The sequence below is a fragment of the Nocardia noduli genome (assembly GCF_019038455.1).
Lineage (GTDB): Bacteria > Actinomycetota > Actinomycetes > Mycobacteriales > Mycobacteriaceae > Nocardia > Nocardia noduli.
The window spans coordinates 47,441-64,224 of sequence record NZ_JAFMPL010000037.1; the positions used below are offsets into that span (position 1 = coordinate 47,441).

General features: G+C 69.7%; 7 protein-coding genes. 4 read left to right on the top strand and 3 right to left on the bottom strand.

Features of this window, described 5'->3' with window-relative positions; genetic code table 11:
• The first annotated feature begins 141 nt into the window (after window positions 1-141).
• Window positions 142-420, top strand: a complete 279-nt coding sequence (locus JZ792_RS20690; protein WP_438804354.1) for a hypothetical protein — start codon at window positions 142-144, stop codon at window positions 418-420.
• A 173-nt stretch (window positions 421-593) separates the two neighbouring features.
• Here the strand turns inward: JZ792_RS20690 and JZ792_RS20695 are convergent, their stop codons facing one another.
• On the bottom strand, window positions 594-2,132 hold the full coding sequence (locus JZ792_RS20695) for a hypothetical protein (protein ID WP_216912387.1): 1,539 nt from the start codon (window positions 2,130-2,132) through the stop codon (window positions 594-596).
• Window positions 2,133-2,476: 344 nt separating this feature from the next.
• Between JZ792_RS20695 and JZ792_RS20700 the strand changes: the two genes are divergently transcribed.
• Window positions 2,477-2,746, top strand: a complete 270-nt coding sequence (locus tag JZ792_RS20700; RefSeq protein WP_216912389.1) for a hypothetical protein — start codon at window positions 2,477-2,479, stop codon at window positions 2,744-2,746.
• 34 nt (window positions 2,747-2,780) lie between these two features.
• Here JZ792_RS20700 and JZ792_RS20705 read toward each other — a convergent pair whose 3' ends face one another.
• Together JZ792_RS20705 and dtd are read right to left on the bottom strand one after the other, a co-directional pair.
• Window positions 2,781-4,676 (bottom strand): non-ribosomal peptide synthetase, encoded by a 1,896-nt coding sequence (locus JZ792_RS20705; protein WP_216912391.1) that lies wholly within the window; start codon window positions 4,674-4,676, stop codon window positions 2,781-2,783.
• A 227-nt stretch (window positions 4,677-4,903) separates the two neighbouring features.
• A complete protein-coding gene (gene dtd / locus JZ792_RS20710; protein WP_216912393.1) occupies window positions 4,904-5,335 on the bottom strand; it encodes a D-aminoacyl-tRNA deacylase in 432 nt (143 codons plus the stop codon).
• Between the two features lie 220 nt (window positions 5,336-5,555).
• On the opposite strand from dtd, the gene JZ792_RS20715 reads away from it, so the two are divergent.
• Both JZ792_RS20715 and JZ792_RS20720 read left to right on the top strand, forming a co-directional pair.
• Window positions 5,556-5,867 carry a hypothetical protein gene (locus JZ792_RS20715; RefSeq protein ID WP_216912400.1) on the top strand — a complete coding sequence of 104 codons (312 nt, stop codon included), beginning with the start codon at window positions 5,556-5,558 and terminating at the stop codon, window positions 5,865-5,867.
• 27 nt (window positions 5,868-5,894) lie between these two features.
• A partial coding sequence (locus JZ792_RS20720; protein ID WP_216912402.1) for a WXG100-like domain-containing protein occupies window positions 5,895-16,784 on the top strand: 10,890 nt, incomplete at its 3' end.

Sequence of the window (16,784 nt, forward strand, 5' to 3'; positions counted from 1 at the left end):
CGTTTCCGCCGCAGCGCCAGTCCTGGAAGTCGCTGACGCGTAGCTCCATCCGCTGCCAGCGGGTTCCCAGCGAGGACTCGGCCTACCTCGAGGTCGGGGGACGAAGGTCGATGGTGCGGGTCGAACACGACCATGCGACCGGTGACACGAGGAGTAATCGATATGCGGGTGCTGAAGACGAAGGTGGCGAAGGCGACGATGGTCGGGGGAGTCGCGCTGGCTGCGCTCGGACTGGGGGCCGGTGTCGCGAGCGCGGATCCGGGGCATGACGATCGCGGACGCGGGTCGGTGCCGGAACAGCAGTATCAGGAGCGGCAGGGGCAAGATCAGCAGCGCCAGGAACAGCAGCGTGGGGATCAGCATCAGCAGCCGTCCCCGCACGGGTTCTGGATCTTCGGGCAGTGGATTCCGCTGCCCTGAGCGAATGAGGACACCGGGGTACGACCTCGGGAGCGGACACGTCGGCTCCGGCATTCGAATGCCTGAGCCGACGCCGTGTTCTGACCGGTCTATTCGACGAGGGCCGGATCGCTGCCGCCGTGTGGACCCCGGATTCGCCTTCAGGAAACCAGATCGACGCCGGGGCGTGCGGATCAGGTGGCGGACTTGCGGAAGAACAGCACGTGATCGTGATCGATCAGCGGCAACGTCTTGCGAATCTGCCGGATGCCGACACTCGGCAGATAGGTCAGATTGGCGAAACTCTTGGTATTGCCGAACGCCACCCGCAGCTTGTTCTCGGTCGCGAAATGCGCGCCGTAGGCGGCGAGCCACTCGAAATCCAACGGTGCCAACGGCTCGTCCAGCGTGCTGGAGCCCGCCGGACGGCCGAGCGCCGCGTACTGGGTCGGCTTGCCGTCGTCGTAGCGGCACAGTTCGTAGGCCAGATTCTCGCTGGCGCTCACGCTGATCACCGGCCAGTCCTGCGAAAGCCGCAGCGCCAGTGGATTCTTACCGACCGGGGTCAGTTCCCAGTTCAAGCTCATGACGGTGACCCAGCCGCCATCGGACATCTCGATGACGACGACGTCCTCGCCGAGCGTGCTCGCGGTGTTGAGTTCGGCCGCGCCGATCGTCAGTTCGGCCTCGCTCGCAGCCTCGGGGTCGGCCGCGGCGCGGAAGGTGGCGTTGTCGACCGGCTGGATATCGTCGATCGCGTAGGCCACGACGATCGCCGCCTTCAGTTTGGCGATGGCGTCGCGGTCCGGACAGCGCACACCGAGGGCGCCGAAGGTCGGCCCGATCTCCACCGGCATCGACGGCGGTTCCGGGTCGGCTCCCGGCAGCATCGGCCGCATCCCGACCAGTGCCAGCCGCCAGTTGATCTCCTCGACGGTCGACAGGTCGCCGGAGGTCTTGCGCAGGATCTGCTGTTGGGTCAGCCGTCCGGCTTGTTCCAGGGTGCGGCAGTCGAGTTCGAGCAACGCGCCCGCCGACTTCGGGGTGAGGTCCAGATCGCTGACCGCGCACGCCCGCAACCGGATCTGCAAACTCATCGGAGTGAACGAGGAATAGTGCTCCCGGTACATCGATATCGCTTGTTTGCGCGAGCGCCCGACCATCAGCGTGCGCAGCAGGGTGCTCAGGCTGGCCAGGTACTTGCCCGCGAGTTCGGGGTTGGCGCCGGCGAGTTCGGCGCGGATGCGGGCGGCGTCGACGGTCGCGGCGACGGCCGAGTGCTGGTCGAGCCTGCCGAGCCACACCCCGCATTTGCCGAGTCCGTCCGCGCAGGTGCCCGCCACGTGCGGGTAGGCCTGCGCCACTTCGCGATAGGTGTGGCAGGCATTGCGGATGGTGCTGACGGCGAGTTCGCGGTGGCCGGTCTGCCGGGTGGCCTGCTCGAATACGCGCAGCGCTTCCTGCACATTGCCTGCGTGTCGAGCGCTGACGTGACCGTTGGCGAGCCAATGCAGCCGGATACCGACCGCCTCCTGGGCGGGGCCGATCGCGTCCGCGGTGCGATCACGCGGCGCGCCGTTCGTCTTCGTCGCCACCAGCGCCTTGGCGAGTTCGCACAGCGAGGCCGCCAGTTCCAGCTCGCTCTCGGCCGTCCGGTCCCTGGCCGCACTACGGTCCACCGCCACTTGGCGCTCGATCGCGCTCAGTTCCATCGCGATCTTCAACTCGCCCATCACCTTCCGCACACGGTCGTCATTCGGCCGCACTGGTGCTCGCAGAGTTTGCCACATTCGGCGTCGCGCCGCTGACGAAGGGCATTACCGCCGGTAGCCGCTCGCCGTTCCGGTACGGGAAGAACTGACGCCACGCCGGTGGCGTCAGCTGAGATTGAAGGGCACATCGACACTCGGCGGGCCGTCGGCCTGCGGGTCTACCGGTTTCGGTGGGGTCGACGGCTCCGCGCCGGGTGCGTCGTGCGTGCCGGGTAGCCACGATCGGCCCGAGTCGACCGGCGCGCGGAATTCGTCGGCATCGGCTCCCGCTCGTCGGGCCACCACCGTTGCGGGCGTGGTTTGCCGTGCAGGTTCTTCGGTTCCGCGTGGTCTTCGGGGTCGGTTCCGGAATCTTCGTCGGACGCTGTGGTCAGATCCTCGGAACGGTCGCGCGAGCCCCGTGGCATTCCGGCCGGATCCGGTATCTCGGTCTGCCCGCCCGGTGGCCGCTGCCGGTGCGGGGCGTCGCGGGTCTCGACCGGAATCCGGTCATCGCCGCCCGGCGAATTCGAGTGCGTACGCGGCAGGTCGGCCGGGTACTCCCGAGTGCCGCAAAGACATTGTCGGGCCGCTGAATTCGCTGCCCGGATGCCATGGGATCGGCGGACCCTAGGCCAGTGCGCGCTCGAACAGGTCACGCAGATCCGCGCCGGTGTAGACGTGAGCGAGCGCGTCCTCGTCGAGCCGGGTCTTCCAGCGTCGCTCGCAGGCGACGATCGCCTCCAGGATCAGAACCGAGTCGGCGCCGGGCAGTTCGGTGATCGGGGCGGCGAGATCGATGTGCTCGACCCGGCATCGGAATCGTCGGGCCAGTTCCTCGCGCAGGATCCGGGTGATCGCGGCGGACGAGCGGTCGGCCAACTGGGCGCGGGCGAGTTCGGCGATCAGCGCGCGTTGCCATTTCCCGCTGGTCGTGCGCGGCAGGGCTTTCGGGGGCACGACCAGCACCGTCACCGCCGACAGCGCGAGCGTTCCCGATACCGCGCGACGGATCGCCGTGGCCACGGCCTCGGCTCCCCGGGTGCCCGGCACGGCCTCGGTCTCGGCGACGACGATCATGCGTTCGGTGTCGCTGTCGGCGACCGCGACGCAGTGGCCCTTGTAGACACCGGGCACCGCGCGGACGGCTTCCTCGACATCGTCGGGGAAGAAGTTGCGGCCCGCGACGACGATCATCTCCTTGGTCCGGCCGACGACGACGAGTTCGCCGTCATCGATCAAGCCCAGATCGCCGGTGCGCAACCACCCGTCGACGAGGGTTTCCCCGGTGACCACGTCGTCGCCGAGATAGCCCGACGTCACCGCCGGTCCCTGGACGCGGATCTCGCCCACGTGCCCATCGGACAGCGGTGTGCCGTCCGAATCGGTGACGCGCAGTGAGATTCCCGGCACCGGTACACCGACGCCGACGATTTCCCGCGCGTTCGGCGCGTCGGCCGCCACGACCCGGTACAGGTCGCCCGGTGCCAGCGCGTCGCGGTCGACGGTCAGGACACGCGGCGGACTCTCCGGGCGCGGAATGGTGACCGCGAGCGTCGCCTCCGCCATGCCGTAGCAGGGTGACATCGTCGCTTCGGCCACGCCGAGAGGTCCGAAGACACGGGCGAATTCGCGCACGGTGTGCGGACGCACCGGCTCGGCCCCGTTGATCGCCAACCGCCAAGCGGCCAGGGGCTTGTCGGCGGCGTCATCGCCGAACGCTTCGGCCGCGGCGCCGATGAATCTGTCATAGGAGAAGTTCGGGCCGCAGACGATGGTGCCGCGCACCCGCGCCGTGTACCGCAGCACCTCCGCGGCATCGGTGATGAAGGTCTTCGCCCCGAACAGGTGGGCGCTGTACGGGGTGAACAGCGACGTCATGAGCGAGACCAGACCCATGTCGTGGAACAGCGGAACCCATTGCACGAGAACGTCGTCGGAGCTCAGCCCAGCATGGTCGATCAGCGCTGTCACGCCGTGGACGAACTGGTCGTGGGTCAGCAGCACACCTTTGGGTCGGGCGGTGCTGCCGGAGCTGAACTGCACGACCGCGAGCGTGTCCGGTGCGGCGGAGGGAGGTGTCCGGTCGGAGTCGTCGGGCTGGGTGCCAGGGGTGTCCATATCGATGAACCGCAGCTCGGGAATCTGCTCGGCGAGTGCGGTGGCCACCGTGACGCCGATGCCCGCGGCGAGCAGATACCGGACCCCGCCTGCCCGCACGATCGCCGCCAGGTGTGTGACGACCGCCGCGGGTGCCACCGGCGGCAGCGGCAGTCCGGTGACGGCGGCGCCCGCGGTGATCGCGCCGAAGAACCCGGTGATCCACGCCGGGCCGGTCGGCATGAGCAGCCCGACGATATCGCCGGGACCGGCCCCGAGCGCGCGTAACCGCCCCGCGACCTCGCGCGCCGCCACGGGCAGGTCCCGGTGCGCGAGCGTGCTCCCGGTGTCGGCGAAAGTGATCGTCTGCTCGCTGTCGCGCAGGGATTCCAGCAGTTCGGTCAGTGTCCGCGGGCCACCGGGCACGTCGTTCCTCCTCTGCGCCACAACAGATATCGGCCGGTACGTCCGCCGAATGTCGGACCAGGGTCGCCACGGTGTGCGACCCCGTGGAACCGGGGAGGTGAATCGCGTGTGGACCGCGGGTGACATTCCGTGGTCCGCTTCGGAACCGACCCGGTCTGAACGGTCGATCCCGACGCCGAATCGCGGGATCCCGCGTGACCGAGGCGAGTTCGTCCGCGGAGGCCGCCCTAGATCTCCAGCATGACCGTCACCGGACCGTCATTGGTGAGTTCGACGCGCATATCCGCGCCGAAGCGGCCCGTCGCCACGGTGGCGCCCAATGCGCGCAGTTCGTCGACGAAGGCGTCGACCAACGGTTCGGCGTGCGGGCGTGGGGCCGCGGAGTTCCACGACGGTCTGCGTCCCTTCGCGGTGTCGGCGTAGAGGGTGAATTGGCTGACCACGAGGATCGGGGCGTTCAGGTCGGCGGCCGAACGCTCGCCGTCGAGGATTCGTAAGCGCCAGGTCTTGTCCGCCAGCGCCTTGACCGTCGTGAGGTCGTCGGTGTGGGTGATGCCGACCAGGGCTACCAGGCCCTGCGGGTTCGGCTCGATTCGCCCGGTCACTTCGTCGTCGACGGTGACCCGGGCGGAGGTGACGCGTTGCAGCAGTACCCGCATGGTCCGATCCTCGCACGTCACGGGGGTGCGCCCGCACCGCGACGCGGTGGTGGGAGCCGTTGCGGGATCGGACCATTCGGAATGGATGTCGGTTCGGTGGCACTGTTCGTTCATGTCGGCGCTACTCGGTTGTCGTCTGACGCTGGCATGGTCGTCGGACGCGAACATCGAGATAACAGGTGGCGGCCGTGCTCATCACGCGGTCCTAGGAGCGGCACTCATGGGCACTGTCGAGAACTACCCGAATCTGCTGGATATCGCGGCGGGTAAAACCGGCCGCGTGCGTGATGCCATCAATACCGTGATGGGCACGCTCGATGTCTCGCTGGCCGGTCGCGGTGCGCCCTGGGGGGATGACGAGATGGGTAGGCGATTCTCCGATGGTCCGGAGGGCTACCTGTCGTCGCGGGGCAATCTGAAGACGAGCGCCGCGGCGATCGCCGGATCCTTCGACAATTTCAGCACCACCCAGTACGACACGGCCAGGCAGTTACGAGAACTGGAAGAGGATAACGAGGGTCAGTTCGACTGACCGGCCGCGACGGACGCGTAGCCGCTGATGGCCGAGTTACCCGGGTATCTGCGCTGGCTGGAGTGGGTGGCCGGCTCGGATTGGCCCGCCGGTGAACCCGAGGGCATGTGGGGTATCGCCGACGACTGGCGCACCGCCGCCGGTGGGCTGCGCGCCATCCTCGACGATATCGACGATGCCAAGGCGGCCTCGATCGCCGCCTACCCGCAGGGGGAAGGTCTCGCGGCGATGACCGCGGCCTTCGATCAACTGCGCAGCGGTGACCAGTCGCTGGAAAAGCTGATCGAGTACTTCGAGGGAATGGCCGCCTCGGCGGACGCGGTCGGCACCGAGATGGATTACGCCCAGCTGATGATGATCTCGTCGCTGGCGCTGCTCGCCATCGAACTCGCCGCGGCGTGGGCCTTCCCGCCGACCGCGCCCGCGGTGCAGGCGGCGGCGGTCGGCTTGACCCGGGTCGGCATCCGAATTCTGGCCCAGCGGTTGATGAACCGGATCATCCAGCATCTCGCCAAACTGGTCGGGCAGAAGGTGGCGACCTTCATCGTCCGGCACATGGCGCTGGACACCCTCATCGGCACCTTCCAGGAAGTCGGCATCCAGGGCTACCAGGTCACCCAGAATCACCGTAACGGGATCAACTGGGAGCAGGTCGCCGTGACGGCGGTCAGTTCCGCCGCGGGCGCGGGCGCGGCCAGCCCGTTCGGCGACTGGCTCGGGCGCAGGCTGCCGGACGCGATGCCGAACGTCGTCCGTGGCGTGGTGACCGGCGCGGGCGCGGGCGCGGTCGGCGCCGGTGCCGGTTTCGGTGCGAGCGTGGCGACCCAGTTCGGTATCGACGCCTACCAGGACGGGTGGGGCGCCGCGTGGGAGAACGCGCGAAATACCGAATTCGATCCGCGCATGCTCACCGCGGGTGTGTCCAACGGCGGACTCGCCGGTGGTAACAGGGCGATGGCGGACGGCTTCTACCACAACAGACATCCCGAGTGGTATCCCGCGCCGACCCCCGACCCCGACCCGAGCCCGCGCATCGGCGGCTCGCCACGACTCGATATAGATCCCGCCGACGCGGACGCCTTCGGCGGTGATCGGTTCGGGCCGGACGCCTTCGGGCCGGACGGGCGCGGTCCCGACGCTCTCGGTCCTGACGGCGAACCGCTCACGGGTGGAACGGATTCGGGCGAATCCGGTGAGACGAACCGGGGAGTTCCCGGTGCTCGGCCCGATGGGCTCTCGCCCGCCGATCTCGCTCCGGCCGATGGGCAGACGGCGACCCACGACGCGTCCGCACCGCCTGTCGACGGCTCCACTCCCCGCCCGAACGCCGACACGCCGCCGGTGCACCAGGTAGGCGATAGCGTCACGGATCCGGCGACCTCCTCCGAAGCGAAACCCACTGCGACGTCGCCGGATACAGACGGAGAAGGTTCGGGCTCACCCACCCGTGAGGCCGCCCCGGAAACCCGCGCAGCCGATACCCCCGCCACGCAGGATGCGAGCCCGTCGCGAGACGGCACCCCCGACCCGTCGGCTTCGGACCGGACAGACTCGGCGACTCCGGACCGAAGCACCTCGGAAGCCTCGGGTCCGGAACGGACTGGAGCAGAGGCGTCAGGCACAGACCGAACCGGCGCGGACACGGCGGGTCCGGACCGGACGGGAGCGGAGGCGTCGGGTGCGGACCGAACCGGTACGGACGCGGCGAGTCCGGATCGGACGGGAGCGGAGGCATCGGGCACGGATCGAACCGGCGCGGACGCGGCGAGCCCGGACCGGGCAGCTCACGACGCGCCTACCTCGGACGCCCACCACGGAGCGGACACGACACAGCAGTCCCCACCTGCGACACCCGGCATGCCGGGCGCGACCGCCCCCGCCACCGGCGGTTCACCAACCCCGCTCGGCACCGCGGCGACCCCCACCTCGGGCGCGGCTTCCCCCGCCACCGCGAATCCGGGCCCGACCACGAATCCCGCGACGACCTCGGCACAGACCGCGCACAGCGGTGCGCCGCAAGCGGGCGCGGCGCAGACCGGTGACCGTCCCACCGCCGGATCGCCGGACAACCGGGCGGGCGCGGCGACCGATTCACGCCGTCCCGCTACCCCTTTCGCGGGCAGGGCCGGTGTCGCCGACAGCGCGGCCAATCCACAGGGCCGCGACAGCGCGGCCAACCAGCAGGGCCGCGACGGTGCCGCACCGGGAAGACGGGTCGACTCCACCGCGCCGCCCGCTGATTCGGCGAACCAGCCCGCACGTTCGGATCGCGGCGACGATACGAGCACCGACGTCTCGCCGGAAAGCCTGCTCGCTCTGATCCCGGCGGCCACCATCGACAGCCCCCCGGCTTCCCGTGACACCGCCCGCCCGGACAGCGCCAATCGCGACACCGACGACAGGACCGGTCCGGACCCGGCCGACACCGCCACGCCGGATCGCCCGCTCCCGCACCACGACGATGCCCGCCGCGGTCAGTGTGTGGTTCTCTCGCTGGCGGAGATCGTCGGCGAGACCGGTAGCACTACCGTGCGAGTCCCCGACGACGTCGGGCCGGCCGGTATGTCGCGCGCGGAGCTGGAAGCCCACACCGGCGGCAGGTTGCACGACGTGCCCGCGCCGCATATCGAGGGCGACACCGTCGTGCCCCGGCACCAGGAGATCGCCGAGGCCCTGCTCGACCCGAACAACCCGGCCGAATGGGCGCTCGTGGTCGACGAATACCACGGTGTGCTGGACGAATACGGTGTCGGCGCACACGCCTACACCATGCGGACCCATGTCGACCCGGTGACCGGTGAACGCACCGTCCAGGTCAGCGATCCCGGTGTCGGCGTGCGCCGCGGCTTCCCGCCCGACATCCCGACCGAACTGAACCGTGTCTCGGCCGTGCTGTTCGACGCCGACGGCAACGCCCTGCCCGACGACGCCTCGCACCCGCTCGCCGACACCGATGCCTCGCCCCGCATCGGCCGTTCGGTCGACGACCACCGCGACCAGGTCCGCGATCTGCTCGCCCAGACTCCCACCGGCCGCGAGATCCTGGCCGCGCTGGACGCGGGACCGGTCCGCGATCTCTACGACCACAACCCGGCCGCCGACGGCCGGGTCGGTTCGTTCCGCCGCAGCGCCCTCGCGGCCGTCGTGTTCACCGAGGGAAACAGCCACATCGGGCAGGTGCTGGCGCTGGCGCACGAATCCGTGCACGCGCAGCGATTCGTCGACGGTCTGACACCGCACAGCGCCGAGGTGGTGCGGTCGATGACGCGCGAGGACTATGTGCGGACGATGATCGAGGAGGAGGCCGCGGCCACCGGCCGCCGCTTCCAGCTCGCCCGTGACCTGCGTGCCATCGGTTACGAAGTGAGCTCCAACCAACTCGAAGCCGTCTACGCCGATGCCTACGAGCGAGCCGAACTCAGCCTCCTGCGCTCCGATCCGGATCTGCCGCCCGACGAGATCGCCGCGATCGCGCACGAGGTGGCGGTCGACGCGCTGCGGGAACCGCTGGCGCGCTTCGAGTTCGACAACGGCGCGACCTACACCCGGTTCTACGGCGACGCCTGGAACGAGCAGCGCCTGCCGCGCGCGCAGGGTGCCGACACGCTCCTACCGGACGAAGTCCACCGGCCTGCCGACCCCGACGCCGCCCGGCGGTTGCGCGCCGACGCCCTGGCAGTTCGCGCGGATCTGCTGGCGCTGGACGAGATCTCGGGCCGAGTGGCGACGCTCGCGACGTCGGTAGGGGTCGATCCGACCGCCGCGCGCCCGGTATTCGATCGCGGTATCGCAGACCGGCGCGCCGAGGTGGCCGCGGCACTCCGTTCGCCCGACCTGTCCGCCGACCAAGCCGCCGCGTTGCGCCGGACCGAACACGATCTGCGCACCCTGTCCGATCTCGCCGATCAGCGGGACGCGGCGGAGCACACGGTCGACCGACGCGAGAGCGAGCTCGCCACCCGTGGCGCGCGCGAGTACACGGCCATCCGCGCGGAATCGGACCCCGATGCCAGGCCCATCGCCGAGCAACTGCTGCTGGTGTCGGACCGCGCATTGGTCGTCGCGCCACCCGGTGAACATCAGGGCGTGCTCGATCGGGCGCGGACCGACCCCGAGGTCGCCGCGATCATCGACCGCGCCGACGCCGACCCCGTCCGTCTCGATGTGCGTGTCGACTCCGACGGGCGCGTACTCGTGAGCACCGCCGACCCGCATGCCGGTTCCGAGCCGTCCGCCCGTCCCGCGCCGGTCCCGCACGATCCGGGCATGGCCTCTACCGACGCGAGGGTGGCCCGGATCCGCGCCGAACTGGCCACGACCGAGGTCGGCCGATGGGCCGAGGGGGTGCTCGACAGTCACGGTGTGCGCGTCGTGCACGGCTCCGACGGTGAGAACCGGTACCTGCCGTCGCAGCGCACACTACGTCTCGACGCCGGGGCCACCGATGCCGAGCAGTTGGCCGCGCTGGTGCACGGCGCCATCCACGCCGACACCGCGCAAGCACGTGACACCCCCGGCGGTGCCAGGGACCGCATGCTGCTGCCACGGCGCGACTACGTCGACGCGATGCTGAACGAGGAGACCAGGGCCCACGCCATGGAGATCGTCGCGCGCACGCAGTTGCGCGCGGCGGGTCACGACCTGCCCGTCACTCCGGAGGAATCGGCGTACAGCAACGCGTTCGACCGGGCCAGAGCAGAGGCCGCGCGTCTCGATCCCGACGCGAATGCCGCCGAACTCGATCGGCACGCGAACGAGGCGGGTATGCGCGCGCTTCGGCCGCTGGTCGAGGGACTCGCGGCGGATTCGACGGGTCTCACCTACGGCGAGGCCTACGGAGCGGACTGGGACCGCGCCCACGGCATCCATTCCTTCGATGCCACGGTCCGGAACGCGATGGCCTCCGGCGAACAATCGGTGCGGCTGATCGACGCGGGAAATTCGGTGCACGCACCACGCAGGGTCGAACTGGTCACTTACAACGACGGCACCCAGCTGATTCGCCGGACGATGATCAGCTCGCGTCACGCCGACGCCGAACAGCTGTTCTCCGCCCTGGCCCGCGCGGTCGGCGCGCCGGTGCCGGAGGCGTTCCGCGCCGCGCCGAACGTCGTCTATCACCAGAATCTGCCCGGAACCACGGCGCGGCAACGATTCCCGATGTTCGTCGACGCGCACGAACTCGGCTTCCACGACACCGACGGCGGCCGCGCGCTCGGCCTGGTCGACGCGCTCGCGCAGATCCCCGACCGTGACGCGGGCACCTGGATGATCGGTCCCGACGACGGTGTCGTCGGAATCGGCAACCATCGCGCGTTCGACGGAACGCTGACCCCGGACGCATTGAGCCCCTTCGCCTCCCACTTCCTGCGCGCCGGTGACGACGGCACGATCGAAGTCGTCGACCACCACCTGACCGAGACCGAGGTCGCCGACATCAGGAATCGGGTCGAGGCGCTTCGGCCCGACTTCGAGCGAATGCTGCGCCCCCACTGGCTCGATGACGTACTCGGACGACTCGATGACATCGGCGAGCACGCGAGGCCCGCGCCGTCCCCCGCGCCCGAGGTCGAGATCGGTGAGGGCGACTCGGCCTACGTGAATCGCTACGGCGGCGCGCAGCGCTACGGAATCTCCGGTGTCGTCGACGCGGACGGTGTGCTCCACGTCGTGGTCAGAAGCGGCCCCGCGACTCCCTCCGGCCGGGTGATGTTCGCCGACATGATGCGGGAACTCGGTCATCGAGTGCGTGTCATCGAGGCCCAATGGTTCAGCGAGGGCGGTCTCGACGACAACCTGACGGCGTTCAACGCCGCGATCCAGGACATGTTCCTCGACACCCCGGAAGAGGCGGCGCTGACCACCTTCACCGGACGGATCGCGGCCGAGATGGGTTTCACCCGCGTGGAATTCGGTCCGGGCGCGCTCGAAGGGCCGCCGGGGGAACACACCAGCGCGACCGTCCGCTTCAGTCGGCCGGACGCGACACCGCTGGTCGATCCGGGCGATACGCCCACCCGCGCCACTCGCCCCGTCGAGGGCGTCGAACCCGCCGACATGGTTCCCACACGGGGACCGGAGGACCCGGCCTCCCGGCGCACGGAACCGGTGACCGACAGGTCACCGCGGGCGGACGACGAGGTCGTCCCCGAGCCGCAATCCGGTGGTGGCGGCGGCAATCCGCCGACGAAACCCCCTTCGTCGGCCGCGCCGCTGCCGGAGGAACCCGATTCATCCGGTGGCGACGGATCCGATAACCGCACACCCCCGCCCGGTGGCGATCAGAATGCCGGGAACCCCGATGTGACGGTTCCGGACCGCGGCGACACCCCGGCACGCCCCGAAGCCACCGTGCACGAGCCGACCACGGATGCGGTTCGCCGGGAGATCACACGGGCCGGGGAACAGATCGCCGACGCCGTCGTGGCCCGGCGAGTCGCCGAGGCCAGGGTCGGCGAACTCGCGCGCGGATTGGGCATCGACCCCGACGGTTCGACGCCCGGTGAGATCTCGCGCGCCGTCGACGAACGGATGCACGAGGCCGAACAGCGCGTCGAGCGGCTGCGCGACACCGCCCACGTTCCGCCGGAGCGGATGGTCGCGCATTTCGACGACCTGCGTGCCGCGCAGGCCGCGCTCAACGACACGGTCAGGGCGGTCAACCGGATTCGCCCGGAACTGTCACGGTTGTACGAGGCCTTCCGCGCCGAGCGCGAGGCCAGGACGGTCGCCGGGGTGCTCGCCGCACGGGACGTGATCGCCGCCGAGGGCGCGCACATGATCAGCGAGGGCGTCGGCCTGTCGCCGGACGGCCGCCGAGTCGTCGTCGCCTCCCCATTGACCGATCCCGACGCGGTCATCTCCGCCGACACCCGTCGCATGCTGCACGACCGCGGCGTGCGGATCGACTACCGGGTGGTCGAAGTGGACAGCGCGGGCCGGATCACCGTGCGCGACCTTCCGACCGCCGGTTCGGACCCGGCCACCGGGGAGCGTGCGCGTTCCGAGGGGCAGGGCACGAGTGCGGAATCGCGGCCTCAACGGTCAGACGGTGAGACTCGCCCGGATGGTGAGCGTCAGCGGCCGGGGGACACCCGTCCCGACGGTGAGCAGCGGCCTCCGGCGCAGATCGGTGATGGCGCGAATGAGCGGGTGCGTCCCGCCGACGAGGCGCGTTCCGACGCCGATCGGCAGAGGCCGACTTCGGAAGAGACCGTTCCGGATGGTGAGCGACAGCCCCGCCCGGCCGACGAACCACGCGCCGGTGCCGATGAACAGCGACGTCCCGTGGAGGAGCCCGACTCCGAGAGTGAGCGACAGCCCCGTCCGGCCGACGAGACCCGGCCCGCGGACCAGCCCGAGTCCGATCCCGTGGGAGAGCCGAACGCCGACGAGGACGGTGTTCGCGAACCGGCCGACAGCACACCGGAATCCGAGTACGCCGCACTCATCCGCGAGCGGGCCGCACTGGCGAGCGAACGCGAGTTCTGGCGCGCCAAGCGCAACGACCGGGCCGAACGGCAGGGCCTGCACGGGGAGGACCGACGCGACGGCCGCGACCCTATGGACCGGGAACTCGGCCCCGACCGGCTCGAACCCACATTGCAGCGACTGCTGGACTCCGTGGTCGGCGTCCGCGATGTTCCGGGAACCGGCGAGGAGAGTGCCAGGCAGACACCGGAATTGGTCGGTCCGGAGATCCTGTCGATGCGACGCGAGGCGATCTTCCGTTTGCAGGAGGCGGCCGAACGCTTCATCGCGGCCAACGACGCGCTGACGGAATTGGACAGGCGCATCGCGGCGCTCGAAGCCGAAGGCGCGACCGGGGGTCGGCGGCCGAGTGCGGAAGTGGCGGCCGAACTGGATCGACTCGGTCGTCAACGCGCCGCCGAGGTGCTGCGCCTGTCCCCGCTGCGGGCGATGCGCGACGATGTCGCGGGCCGACTGGATGTTCCACTGGATCGCCTGGGTCCAGACGAACTTCCCGCGACACTGGACGAGCTGGCCCACCGACCGGTTTCCGGTGACGAAACCCTGCTGCACCAAAGGAATCTGGAGTTGCTGGCCGAAGCCGCCGACCGGGTCAATCGGGCGGAGAACGAGATCGGCCGCATCCAGGATCGGATGGCCGAACTGGCGGGGGCGAATGGGGACATCTTCGACGCCGCGGGCGCGCGACGGATCACCGATCGGGTCGGTCTGATCGACGGCGAGCATCCGCGCATCATCGTCGTCGCGCCGCGCGGGCATATCGACGCGCCGCTGGCCGACCACGACGCCGCGCTCCGGGACGCGCTGCGCCGCAGTGGCGCGCTGGCTCAGGCCATGGTCCGGCCCGAGACCACCATCGAGTACCGGCAGATCGTCTCCGATCGCGAAGGTAACTGGCGCGTGGAAGACACCACCGCCCCCGTGCGTGAATTCGTCACCGCCCCACCGGGACGCGGCGATCCCGGCATACACCTGACCCGTTGGCGTGACGGCGACGGCCAGTGGAACAACGTCAATCCCGCTCTACCCGAATGGAATACCGGGCGCGACGGCGGAACCGTGCCGAAGAAGTTCACCCCGCGCGATCTTCCCGAAGGGGTCAGCGGCTGGGCGGTAAATCCGTTCCAGGCGGCGGTGGCCGATCCGTTCATCGATCCGTCGGACAATCCCGCGCCGAACGCGGTGAACGAGGGCTTCCTGCCGGAGATTCCGGGCGGTGGCCCGAATCAGGATGTGCCGAGCTACTCACTGCCGTTCGCCGACGCTTTCTACCACACCATGCGCATCATCCTGGAGACCGCGAAACTCTCCGGCTTCACCTGGTACGCCGATCCCGACAACCCCGGTCGAGTTCGCCCCGGGTTCAAGGGCCATCCCTGGTTCCGCGCGCCCCGCCCGGATGTGCAGCCGATGGCCCGGGAATGGAACCCCGCCGACCAGGTCGCCGACGACGGCAATCTTTCCGAGCCGTTCCGCGAGCGTCAGCGTGCCGCGCAGGAACAGTGGGCGCGGGTCCAGGCCTGGGCCGACGCGGAATACGCGCGAATCCGCGCGGACGACAGCGATATTCCGATCATCGCGGAGCACCTCGCGCGTTTGAACGAGGCCGAGCGGCTCGCGCGCGCGGACGCGCTGCTCGAACGGCTGCGCGGCCTGGCGGGCCGTGACGACGTCAGCGCCGAGGTCGACGCGATAGTCGAGGAACTCACCGGCCGCCTGGTGGACGAGGAACCGGGCGACGCGGCGCGGCTGGTCGCCGACCTGCGCGACGTGCTGGGGACCCCGCTGGACGGGACCGACCGCGCCGAGATAGTCCGGTTGATCGCCGACCAATTGGTCGACGATCAGCCCACGTTCAGCGAGAGCGACCTCGAACGAATCAAGAACCACCTGATGAACGACCATCATCTGGTCCGGGATCCCGTCGAAGGAGTGCTGGTACGAAGGCCGCTGGACACGGTGGCCGACGTGGCGGAAGCCTGGAATCGGTTGGTTGCCGGTACCCCGTTGCCCCAAGACATCTTGTTGCTGCGAGACGCGTTGGCCGAATCGGACTTCCTGCGGGACAACCCGATCGCGACATGGCGCGACGCGAATCAGCATGCGATCCGCCTAGGCCTGGATTGGAACGCGAACCGCCCACCTCTGACGGATTGGCGCGCGGATATTCCCTACGCCCCGCGCCCCGTGGGGCCGCAGACGCCGCCGGTTCGGCCCGGGCTGCCGCCGGGTGGGTCGGATCCGACCAGGCCGTTGCCGGGTGGTGATGACACTGTGGTAGATCCGACCAGGCCGTTGCCCGGTGGTGACGACACTGTGGTGGATCCGACTCGGCCGTCACCGGGTGGTGAGGACACGGTCGTTGATCCGACTCGGCCGTTGCCCGGTACTGATGACACGGTCGTCGATTCGACAGAGCCCGACAGACGGGTCGGCGATCCCGACGCGGAGCGGACCGCCTCCGACCGGAATCGACCGGACCCGACACTTACCGATGACGAGCCGACGCGTCCGCAACCACTCGCAGACGGTGAGACCCTGCCGGATGCGGCACCGCTCGAGGAATCCGAAACCCCCACTGTCCGATCGGACGGGGGCTCGGACGAGCCACCCGCCGATCCGCCGTCACGGACGCCCCAGGATCCCGACGATCCGGGGCCCGGCGAGTCGGAATGGTTCACTCGCAGTCGTGCCGAGATCGACGAGTGGAGTGCCGATCGCCGCGCGGAGTTGGAGGCGTGGGTCGCTCGGATGCGGTCCGAGTCGACCGACGCGGAATTCGAGGCACTTCGTCGTCGGGTGAACGACGCCTTCGACGAGTTGGATCGGGATATCGCGGATCAGGCCGCGCAGGAACGTCGTCGAAATCAGGAGTTCTTCGCCGATCTCGCCCGCAGAGCAGGTCTGCCCTCGGCCGAGCCCGACGGTGCGACCGCGCTTCGCCCGGAAGACCCTGCGCGAGAACGCGATTTGCGGGACGATGCCGAACCTTCGACATCGCGTGACGAACCGGCGACGCGGCGCACGGATCACCCGCCCACGGATCAGTCGACTACCGATACAGCGCGCACAGACGCGGTACCCATCGATAGCCTGCCTACCGGCACGGAGCGCACAGACACGGCACCTGCGGATCGCCCGCTAACCGGTACGGTGCCTGCGGATCGCCCGCCTACGGAAAGGCCCGCAGACAGGTCGTCCGCGGATACGTCACCCACGGAATTGTCGCCCGCGGATTCTGCGGCACCGGACACCGGTCCGGCTCGCCCGAACGCCCCGCTTCCGGACAGCGAAGCGACACAACCGCTCCCCGCCGATCAGGGTGTCGACCCCGACGGCTCAGACTCCGAGACCGAACCGCGGACGGACGGCGACGAGAACCAGGGGAACATCCACCCCGACGATGACGGCGACGATCCTCCCGAC